At 38.3% G+C, this 7,786-nt stretch carries 7 protein-coding genes; all 7 read left to right on the top strand.

Features of this window, described 5'->3' with window-relative positions; genetic code table 11:
* The first annotated feature begins 404 nt into the window (after window positions 1-404).
* Window positions 405-3,353 (top strand): sigma 54-interacting transcriptional regulator, encoded by a 2,949-nt coding sequence (locus I6751_RS00275; protein ID WP_196592042.1) that lies wholly within the window; start codon window positions 405-407, stop codon window positions 3,351-3,353.
* A complete protein-coding gene (locus I6751_RS00270) occupies window positions 3,334-3,801 on the top strand; it encodes a PTS sugar transporter subunit IIA (protein ID WP_182188572.1) in 468 nt (155 codons plus the stop codon). The genes I6751_RS00275 and I6751_RS00270 overlap by 20 nt, the downstream gene beginning before the upstream one ends.
* 6 nt (window positions 3,802-3,807) lie before the next feature.
* The gene (locus I6751_RS00265) at window positions 3,808-4,089 is read left to right on the top strand and encodes a PTS sugar transporter subunit IIB (protein ID WP_182187562.1); all 282 of its coding nucleotides are present in this window, start codon (window positions 3,808-3,810) and stop codon (window positions 4,087-4,089) included.
* Window positions 4,090-4,146: 57 nt separating this feature from the next.
* On the top strand, window positions 4,147-5,409 hold the full coding sequence (locus I6751_RS00260) for a PTS galactitol transporter subunit IIC (protein ID WP_182187563.1): 1,263 nt from the start codon (window positions 4,147-4,149) through the stop codon (window positions 5,407-5,409).
* A gap of 98 nt (window positions 5,410-5,507) precedes the next feature.
* Window positions 5,508-6,542 (top strand): zinc-binding dehydrogenase, encoded by a 1,035-nt coding sequence (locus I6751_RS00255; RefSeq protein WP_196592043.1) that lies wholly within the window; start codon window positions 5,508-5,510, stop codon window positions 6,540-6,542.
* 24 nt (window positions 6,543-6,566) lie between these two features.
* Window positions 6,567-7,019 (top strand): ribose 5-phosphate isomerase B, encoded by a 453-nt coding sequence (rpiB, locus tag I6751_RS00250; protein WP_196592041.1) that lies wholly within the window; start codon window positions 6,567-6,569, stop codon window positions 7,017-7,019.
* A 27-nt stretch (window positions 7,020-7,046) separates the two neighbouring features.
* The gene (locus I6751_RS00245) at window positions 7,047-7,745 is read left to right on the top strand and encodes a ribulose-phosphate 3-epimerase (RefSeq protein WP_196592040.1); all 699 of its coding nucleotides are present in this window, start codon (window positions 7,047-7,049) and stop codon (window positions 7,743-7,745) included.
* Window positions 7,746-7,786 lie beyond the last annotated feature (41 nt).

The following is a 7,786-nucleotide window of genomic DNA, read 5'->3' as shown; positions in this document are numbered from 1 at the left end:
TATGATAGTGTAATATCATTAGCATCAGAAAAAAAGTAAATAATTTTGTGCAGCATAAAAATAACCTTTAATTATAAGAGTAATTATGATTAAAGGTTATTTTTTTTTGAAAAAGTGAAGTCGACCGTTTAATTTATATGGAGCATAGTTATATCTTGTAAGCTGATTAATGCCCCTTAAAATAATAATGCTTTCTTTTAAGGGATTATTTATTGTATAGTAACAGATATAAAATAATGTAATAAAAAAAGTAAAAAATAGTAAAATATAGAAAATAATGAAACGTGTAAATCTTTATTTAAACAATGAAAACGCTGTAAATAAAGGGAAAAACAAGTATAAAAAGTTTATTTACTTTTTTTTGGCATGAAGCTTGCTTATAAAAGAGACAGGAGGACGGACCTATGAAAAATGAAATCCAGAGATTGATTATGCAGGAAGATCATAATAATCCTTACAAGGATACGGATTTGGCAAAGCATTTTTCAATTAGCAGAGAATACGTGACGATTTTGCGTAAGGAATTGCAGATTTCTGATTCACGAGAACGAAAACAAAAATATATTACAGATGAGATTCAAGAAATTTTGAAAATCAGACCAGAAATTAACTTAAAAGAATTGAAAAAACTGTTGAAAAGCAAAGGTTATGCCATGTCTGATTATTTGTTGGGGAAATATCTGCAAAATATAGACAGGCAGCATATTCGCAAGGAAATGTTGTCAGATGAGGAGGATGAAAAACAAGAAAAGGATGTAAAAAAAGGGAGTCGTGCGTTTGAAAATCTTATTGGTGCACATGGCAGTTTATATGCACAAATACAGCAGGCAAAAGCAGGAATGCTTTATCCACCGCATGGTTTGCATTGCTTAATAGTCGGTGAAACCGGAGTCGGTAAATCTGAATTGGCAGAATCAATGTATAGATTTGCTTTGGAATCTACAAGTCTTCCAACTAATGCACCGTTCAATGTTTTTAATTGTGCTGATTATGCAGAAAATCCACAATTGCTGATTACTCAATTGTTTGGCTGTATCAAAGGAGCGTATACCGGAGCAACATTTGATCGTAAGGGATTGATTGAACAGACAGATGGAGGAATTCTTTTTCTTGATGAAGTACATCGTCTTTCATCAGAAGGGCAGGAAATGTTATTTCAGCTTATTGATAAAGGACATTTTCGCCGCTTGGGAGAAACAGATGCAATTCATAAGGCAAATGTTCAGCTTATTGCGGCCACTACTGAAAATATTGAAACCAGTCTTTTAGCTACGTTTAAAAGACGGATTCCCATGTTGATTTCTTTACCATCACTTGCGGAGCGGCCGCTTACCGAAAGATTACACCTTATTGAAAAATTTTTTAATGATGAAGCCACTAGAATGAATGCTGCCCTGCAGGTGGCACTCGATGCTATGAAGGCCTATCTTTTGTATGATTGCATGGGAAATATCGGGCAGCTTAAAAGTGACATTCAAGTGGCTTGTGCCAAATCTTTTTTAGATTTTGTAACACATAAAAATGAAATTGTGCATGTTGATGTATCTAATTTACCTCTTTATGTAAAGAAGGGATTGCTGAAACTGTCCGGCCGGCGTAAGCAGATCGACAGTCTGGTCTGGAAAGACGGTTGGTTTGAACCAGGTGCTGAAACCACAGAGTCTAAGATGCTTACAGAAGACGTGTATAGTTTTCCTAAGGAATTTTATATTTATATTGAGCAATTATATGATAATTATGAGAAACATGGAGTGGCCTCAGAAAAAATCAATCAGCTGATAGGTGCTGAAATTGAAAAGAAGCTGCAAAATATTATCGCACATAGTCAAAGACGTATGGCACCGTTAACTTTGGATGAAGTTGCTAAGGTGATTGGCAAAGATGTTATTGACTTGTCACAGGAAATTCTTCAAATAGCAGAAAAAGAACTAGGAGTATTTGATCAGTCTTTAGTGTATTGCCTGGCAGTTCATCTTAATGCCGCATTTACAAGGCTGGGGCAGGGAAAGAAAATTATTAATCCTAATCTTGCAGCGATAAAAGAAAAATTTTCACATGAATATGCATCCGCTTGCAAAATGGCACTGGCTATTGAGCAGCACTATAAGATTGAACTGCCCGATGATGAAGTAGGTTATATAGCGCTTTATCTGCATAAGACAGAAACAGAAGAAGAAGGTCGGATCGGTGTTGTTGTGGCAGCGCATGGTGGTGTTGCCAGTGCTTTGCTGGATGTGGCATCAAGATTATTAAATGTGACTCATGGAAAATCCTTTAATATGAGTTTTGAACAAGATCCGACAGAGGCCTGTGAAGATCTGCAGAAAATAATATATGAAGCCGATGAAGGCAAAGGCGTGCTTTTGCTCGTCGACATGGGATCACTTCTCACCTTTGGTGAGATTATCCAAGCCAGAACCAAAATTCATGTGGAAACGATTTGCCGTGTAGATACTATGATGGTAATAGAAGCCTTGCGACGCAGTATACTGCCGGAAGCTACTTTGAGTAATTTGGTTAAAGCAATTGAGGGAATGCTGGAAACATTTCCTAAGGTCCCTGTGGGGAAAACCGCCAGAGGAAGAAAACGGCGGGCTATTATTACAACATGTTTTACTGGAGAGGGAGCAGCTGTTTATTGTTCACAGCGGCTTAGAAAAACTTTTGGGCAAAAAATAAATGATATTTCTTTATTGCATATGGGGATAATCGGGGAAAATGATATTGATCAGCAGCTTGCTGATATTATGAAGCAATATGAAGTACTGGCGATTGTGGGAAGTGTTAATCCTAAAGTTGAAAATGTACCATATATTTCCTTACGTGAACTCATGACGCAAGAAGGAATCACGCTCTTATCAAGAATAGTCAGCAGTTCGGCAGTTACTACAGGCACTTTGCAGACCAAGGCAGGGGAAATTCCTGAAGCTGTAAAATCAATGGAAATTTTAATATTGCAGGGGAAAAATACTAAAAATCAAGTAATTCACGAAATGTGCAAATATCTGATAGGAAATGATTATGTTGAGTCGGATTATGAGCAGGCTGTTTTAAAACGTGAGAAATTAGGTCCATTTTTGGTCAATAATAAGGTAGCCTTGCCGCATGCAGACAGCTCTTATATAAAATCTTCGGTTATATTATTTGCTAAACTTGCAAAACCGGTACTTTGGGGCAACAAACAATCAACAACACTTATTTGCATGTTGGGATTGGATATAGATGGTAAGGATAGTGTGCAGTATTTGTATGAAAAGTTTCTTGATGAAAATATTATTAACCAATTGGAAACAGCTGAAACAGAAAAAGAACTAAGGGAGGCCTTGATTGGCAATGCAGGTTACAGTAAATGAAAAATTAATCCTATTGGATTTAATGGGAAAAGACAGAGAAACTTTACTTGGAAAGATGGCAGACAATCTTTGTGAAAATGGATTTGTAAAAAATACTTATAAAGATGCTATTTTGGCACGAGAAAAGATATTTCCAACAGGATTGCCCACACAGCCATACGGTGTAGCGATACCTCATACTGATATTGAACATGTAAATACACCGGCAATTAGCATAGCACGATTTAAAGAACCGGTAGAATTTACCATCATGGGGGAAAAAGATGTCACAGTCCCAGTGAAGTTGGCATTTATGCTGGCTATGAAGGAAAAACACACACAGCTTGATATGCTGCAAAAATTGATGGCAGTTTTACAAAATGAAGATGCATTGAATTTTTTGGCTGCAGAACAAAACAGTGTATCAATCAAAACATTCATACAAGAAAAATTGGATTTGAAAGGATAAAATAAAATGGCAGAAAAATTAGTATTAGTGGCATGCGGTACAGGCATTGCCACATCAACAGTTGTTTGCAAAAGAGTAGAAGAATTATTAAAAGAAAATCATGTTTCAGCAAAAGTAATTCAGTGTAAAATCTCTGAGGTCGGCAGTTATGAAGATCAAGCAACACTGCTGGTGACAACCACTATTCCACCACGTGAATATAAGATGCCGCTTGTCAAAGCATTAAATTACCTAACGAACATGAATACTGAGAAAACCGACAAAGAAATACTTGATGTATTGAAGTAAAAAAAACTTGATTCGCCAAATAAATTATAATATTTCATATTTTAGGAGGAGACGTTAATGGTTTTAGATGTAGTGCAATTTATATTAGGACTCGGGCCAACAGTAATGTTGCCGATAGTTATTACGATCATTGGTATGGCATTTGGGCAGGGCTTTAAAAAAGCATTTCGTTCGGGGGTTACGATCGGGGTCGGTTTTGTCGGCATTAATCTGGTTATTGGATTACTTACTTCAAATCTTGGCGACGCCACTCACCAAATGGTGACACGCTATGGTTTAGCGTTGAATATTATTGATGTAGGCTGGCCGGCGGCAGCAGCTATGACGTGGGCATCACCAGTTGCGGCATTTATGATACCTATTTGTATGGTGGTTAATATCGCAATGTTAGTCACAAAGACAACAAATGTTGTTGATATTGATATTTGGAATTATTGGCATTTTGCGGCAGCGGCAGCGACAGTTTTTGTACTCACTGAGGGAAATTGGATATTTGCTATTTTGGCTGGGATTATTTATGAAATAGCGGTACTAAAAATTGCTGACTGGACTTCACCGATAGTAAAGAATTATTTTGGGATGGAAGGTCTTTCTTTCCCGACAGGGTCAACTTGCGCACAAGGGCTTATTGGTATCCCGATTGTAAAAGTTATTAGTAAGATACCTGGTATAAGAAATTTGCACGCGGATCCGGAAGCAATTCAAAAACGTTTTGGTATTTTTGGGGAACCTCTTATGATGGGTTTGATTCTTGGTATCTTATTAGGTATTTTAGCGGGCTATCCAATAGGTAAAATTCTTCAAATCGGTATTATTATGGCTGGGGTCATGTTCTTAATGCCGCGCATGGTTAAAATACTTATGGAAGGGCTTATACCAATATCAGAATCAGTTAAAGATTATTTGCAGAAAAAGAATTTTGGCAAGGACAGAGAACTTACAATCGGTTTGGATGCAGCAGTGGCAGTTGGACATCCGGCAGTCATAGCTACGGCTCTTGTACTTGTTCCATGCACATTATTTCTTTCGGTTGTTATTCCAGGAAATAACGTGCTGCCCTTTGGTGACTTGGCAACAATTTGCTTTTATGTAGCATTTATTGTAGGGGCTGCGAAAGGGAATATTGTTCATTCTGTTTTAGCAGGCATGGTTGTAATGGGATTGGCACTATTAATGGCTACAAATATAGCTCAATTCCATACTTCAATGGCTATTGCGGCACATTTCCAGATGCCGGAAAATACTACGATGATATCTAGTCTTGACCTTGGTGGTAACTTCCTGAACTGGATTGTAATTAAGATTTTCCAACTTATTTGATTTTATGTATAACGATATGAACAGGTGGCTGCGGGGCTGGTCCCTGCAGCACTGTTTATGTTAAAACACATTAATATATTCTGAAAGGAACTTTTATGATGAAAGCTTTAGTTAAAATGCAGGCTGGTGCGGGTAATTGGGAGGTTATTGATAAACCGGAACCAAAGATTAATGATGATCAGGTTAAAATTAAAGTAGAGTATATCGGTGTATGCGGCAGTGATATTCATACGTATGAAGGTCACTATAATGTTAATGCAGCTGGGCTGACAATAGGACATGAGTTTGCTGGAATCGTAGCGGAAATTGGTAAAAATGTTACCAATGTTAAAGTCGGCGATCGAGTGACATCGGAAACAACTTTTTATGTATGCGGTATATGCAGATATTGTCAGGCACAAGAATATAATCTTTGTCCGCATCGCAAGGGACTTGGAACACAACAGGATGGTGCTGCAGCCGAATATGTGATAGCGCGGAAGGAGAGTGTGCATATTCTGCCGCAGAATTTGTCTACGCGTGAAGCTTCAATTGCTGAGGCCGCGGCTTGTGCTCATCATGGAGTTAATAAAGCTCAAATTACAAAGGGTGATATTGTACTGGTTTTGGGGCCTGGTCCTATAGGATTATTGACAGCACAGGTGGTTATGGCACATGGCGGACGAGTTGTCATGACGGGGTTAACTCAGGATGCTGGTCGTTTGCAGGTCGCTAAGGAAAAATTTGGCGTCGAATATATAGTTGATGTCCAAAAAGATGATCCAAAAAAATTAATTGACGAATTGACGGATGGCTATGGAGCAGATATTTGTTACGATTGCACCGGAGCAGTCCCTTCAATGCATCTTGGCATGAATCTTTTACGCAAAAAAGGACAGTACGTGCAAATAGGACTTTTTGCCAAAGATGAAGTATCGGTTGATTTTTCTAAAATTATCCAAAAAGAACTTGTGGTTTCTGGAAGCCGCAGCCAGAATACATACGATTGGGAACCTACTTTGCGGTTGATGAGTGAAAGGAAAATCGATGCAAATAAAATGATTACACATGAAGTTCGCATTGATGAATGGGATAAAGCGTATGATCTCATAAAAAGTGGTCAGGCAATAAAAGTTGTAATGAAACCTATTTGATAGTTAGGTGAAAGAGATGATTTAATGGTAACCGTTGTTATTGGATCAGATCATGCCGGGCTGCATATGAAAGAATTTATTAAAGAAAAGCTGCATGGCGCCGGATATATGATCATCGACAAAGGAACTTATGATGAAAAATCTGTCGATGCCGGCGTTTATGCTATTGCCGTGGGTAAGGACGTGGCTTCTGACCCAATCGGGAAAAAGGGCATTTTAATATGTGGAACAGGTATTGGAATGTCTATCAATGCCAACAAGGTTAATGGGATTCGTGCGGCATTAGTAAGTGATTTGTTCTCGGCTAAGATGACCAGAGCACATAATGATGCCAATATCCTTTGTATGGGAGCACGGGTAATAGCGGAATCTATGGCATGGGAAATAACAAAAATCTGGCTGACAACTGAATTTTTGGGTGGAAAATATGCTAAGCGAGTCGAAAGCACTATTGAATATGAAAGAATACGGAAATGATTCTGTGGAAAGGACCGGACAGCGGCAATGCTAAAACCAGTGTTTTCAGCGTCTGTTTCCTGCATGGATATTGGCAACTTGGCTGCGGCTATAAAAGAAGTAGAATGCTCAGCGGCAGCTTTTTTCCATTATGATGTAGTCGATGGGAAATTTAACAAGTGTTATATTTTGGGAGATACAGTATATAGATATATAAAAAAAAATAGCAAACTGCCCGTTGAATTACATTTGGCGGTTGAGGACCCAGAAAGATACATTAATATCTTTTCCGGTTATGGAGTAGATTATATTGCTGTGCATTACGAGGCAATGGACAATCCGAAAAGAGTGTTTCAAATGATAAGAAGTACCGGCGCTGTGCCGGTACTGGCTTATCGGGCGGAAACTCCGCCTGGCAGGGATTTTTTAACATTAGCCAATCAATGTGCATGGGTATTGAAACTTACAGTTAATCCAGGATTTTCAGGACAGCAGATTCAAGCAGAAGCTATTGAACATATACGACTGATGGCCGAAATACTGAGAAATAACCATAGTCCGGTTCGCATTCAGGCTGACGGTAATGTAAATTGTGGGACAATAAAGACATTATATGAGGCTGGGGCTGCAATTTTTACAGGCGGGACTTCGGGATTATTTAAGCAGGGACAGCCATTGCAGCAAAATTTGGCACAATTAATTTGTGCTGTTGGCTATAAAGATAAAAATGAGCAGCCGCTAATTTAAGGTAAAGGAGAGAATAAAGTGGTTGATTGGAATAAATATTT

It is taken from the genome of Pectinatus frisingensis (assembly GCF_015732285.1).
Lineage (GTDB): Bacteria > Bacillota > Negativicutes > Selenomonadales > Selenomonadaceae > Pectinatus > Pectinatus frisingensis.
This window is presented reverse-complemented; position numbering and strand designations above follow the sequence as displayed.